Source organism: Xanthomonas prunicola, from assembly GCF_002846205.1.
GTDB lineage: Bacteria > Pseudomonadota > Gammaproteobacteria > Xanthomonadales > Xanthomonadaceae > Xanthomonas > Xanthomonas prunicola.
The window spans coordinates 1-2,804 of record NZ_PHKV01000042.1; the positions used below are offsets into that span (position 1 = coordinate 1).

3 protein-coding genes and 1 pseudogene are annotated in these 2,804 nt (G+C 58.1%); all 4 read right to left on the bottom strand.

Translation table 11 applies throughout. From position 1 onward, the window contains the following. A pseudogene (locus tag XpruCFBP8353_RS22885) lies at positions 1-1,265 on the bottom strand (hypothetical protein); the annotation flags it as partial. Positions 1,266-1,424: 159 nt separating this feature from the next. Next, positions 1,425-1,559 (bottom strand): hypothetical protein, encoded by a 135-nt coding sequence (locus tag XpruCFBP8353_RS24505; RefSeq protein WP_274348787.1) that lies wholly within the window; start codon positions 1,557-1,559, stop codon positions 1,425-1,427. A gap of 21 nt (positions 1,560-1,580) precedes the next feature. After that, complete coding sequence (locus XpruCFBP8353_RS22890) at positions 1,581-1,994, bottom strand: barstar family protein (RefSeq protein WP_101365246.1); 414 nt, start codon at positions 1,992-1,994, stop codon at positions 1,581-1,583. Then, a partial coding sequence (locus XpruCFBP8353_RS22895; RefSeq protein WP_133125708.1) for a ribonuclease domain-containing protein occupies positions 1,991-2,804 on the bottom strand: 814 nt, incomplete at its 5' end. The genes XpruCFBP8353_RS22895 and XpruCFBP8353_RS22890, both read right to left, overlap by 4 nt.

The window sequence follows — 2,804 nt, forward strand, 5'->3', positions numbered from 1 at the left end:
AGGTTGTTGCCTGCCTGCAGTGCGGCACTGCCGCCGGCGTTGATGGTCACGCCATGCAGTTGCAGGTCGTTGCCTGCAGACATCACCAGATCCTTGCCGGTGGTCATCGACACCACATCGCCGCCGCGCAGCAGGCCGTTGTCGTCGCGCAACGCGCTTGGGGTAAGGCTGAGGTTGTTGCCTGCGATCAACGCCGCGCTGCCATCGGCCTGCACGCGGGTGCCGGTCAACGTCATGTCATTGCCGGCCATCATCTGCAAGGTGTTGCTGGCGGTGATGCCCGACAGGATGCCGACACCGTTGATGGCCTTGGATGCTTCGCTGACCAGGTTGTTGCCGGCCACCAGTGCGACGTCGCGGCCCTGGATCTGGCCCTGGTTGAGCAGGTCGTTGCGCGCTTCCAGCGCCACGCTGCCAGTGCCGCTGATGCTGCCCTGGTTGAGCAGGTTGCCGGCGGTGACGCTGACGTCGGCGCCGGCGATGACGCCCTGGTTGCTCATGGAGTTGGTGGCGTTGAGCTCGACGTTGCCGCCGGCAATCAAGGCGCCATTACCGCGCAACTGCAGCGAGTTGGAGGCCAGATACACCACCGGCACCAGCACCTTCTGGCCCTGGTAGTCCTGCTCCACCATCCAGACGATGTCCTGCGTCAACGCGGCTGCCTGCGCGGCGGTCAAGCCCACGCCCATGCTCAGCTGCAACTGGCCTGCGGCGGCCACGCCGGATTCGAGCAAGGCGCGGTACTGCGCCACGCCATCGGCGTAGTTGCCCAGATAGCGGCGGCCAGTGAGCTGGGTGATCTGGTCCAGCACCAGGCGCTGCTCGTAGAAGCCATCGCCAAGGCGGGACTGGGTCCACTCCGGGTCCACGCCCAGCTTGTCCAGCAGGAAGTCGCTGCTGATGAAGTTGTCGTAGTTGACGAAGCGCGGGTCGGTCTCGATCAGGTAACGGCGGCCGGGGCCGTTGCTGCGCCAGGCGCTGATGCCGCCCAGCCCGTTGGCGGCGCGGCCCATGGCAGTAAGGTCGGTGCCCGTGCCACTGGACAGGCGATACAGGCCACCGATGGGCAGCTCGATCTGCGCCAACGACGTTTGCCCACCGCCCACGATATTGGTCACCGGAATGGTGGCCGGGTCGATACGTGTGCGACTCCCGTTAGCGCCTGCGGTCACGCCGGTAACGGCAGCGGTGGTCTGCACAGTCGCCTGATCGAGCGTGCTGCGCTTGAGCCCACCGTCGCTGGACATCACCGGTTCGACCGACATCGCAACGATGCCACCGGATGTGGCCAGCGTGGCGTCCTGCGTGTTGGCGTTCACCTGGTTGCCTGCACTGCCGGTGGTACCGGTAGACACGCGGGTGTTGGTCGCACCGCCGTTGGCGCGACCGACCACCGCTTGCCCGCCCACATTTGCTGCGGTCTGCTAGGTGCGACCGTTCAAGCCACCCTGTGCACCTACGGCGTTGAGCGATGCGCCGCTGATGCTACGACCGTCGCTGCCGACGGCGACGTTGCTGATATTGGCGCCATTGATGCTGACGCCTTGGCTGCCGGTCATGCTGGCGGCCAGGGCGGGCGCTTAAGTACCTCCGTCCCTGAGGTTCCAATCGCCTAAAATTCGCGCGACCTCAGATCTGTCCACAGATCGAAAAAAAACTTCGAACTCGTGCTCCTCCTTGTTGCTCCAATTTAGAACCGAGTCACGCAACACTTCCAGATATATTTTCAACTCCATTTCCGGAAGCTTTGGTAGGGATTCATGCACAAGAACCACCTTTCTACATGAGATCCAGCCAAAATCCCCCAAACAATCATGCAGCGCATTCCAGTTAAAACCAAAATATCCCGGGAACCAAAGAATGTAATACAGCGACTTCAACAACTCATCAGAAGAATATATATCCGGATCAATACGCGCATAAAAAACCTTAGACGCATCATAGGATGGAGCAAAATCTGAAAAATTAAATTCTGACAATTTTTTAAACCTCATTCTTTAATTGGTATGAAGGTTTTATAATGGTCCGACGTGTAGTACATTTCACCACCTTTTCCTACTACTATACGCTGAGGACCAGGCCCTGACACACCGGGAGTTGGATGTACGTATTCTGTATAATATCCGTCTGGCTTTTTTGGCAAGTCTCCACCTAGGTTCTTGAATGTAGACCCATCGTTCTTGTGTGGGAAAGACCCGCCTGATTTTATACGATTCAAGGTCGGAGCCAAGTCAACCGTTCCTTCGAACAACTGACCTGTTTTTTTGTCAACGACTTTAACACCATTAATAAAGCGGGTCGGATCTTGCGAGGCATTCTCGGCACTTTTTACTACCCCCGAGAATCCATCGCTACTTTTAATGATGCCGATCGCACCGGCTTTGGTACCCACTACACCAAGCGACGACAACAGCGTATCCACAAGCATCGAGCTAGTCGCATGGCTCGCAGGCTGCACCGCTTGCTGATCGCTATCGGTCAAAGCACCAAATGCGTTGGCGCCGATCAAAGGCGTCAGTGGGTTGACCAGATACTGCTCTTTCTTTTCCTGCAAATACCCCGCCATCGGTGTTGCCGCCCACAGCGTACTGCCCAAGGTCTTCACCGGGCCACCTGCCGCCGCCATCAAAACCAGCGCGGCAGTCTCTGCATTGTCTTCACCCAACCAATTTTTAAACTGCTCTACCTTCTTCCCGCCTGCGATGGCGAGATTGGAGACAACCGTTGCCCCCTTCAGTCTTAAATTTTCATCTTGCGATTGCTGCGAGCCCACTATTCCCTGTGAATTGTCAGCTCCCTCACTG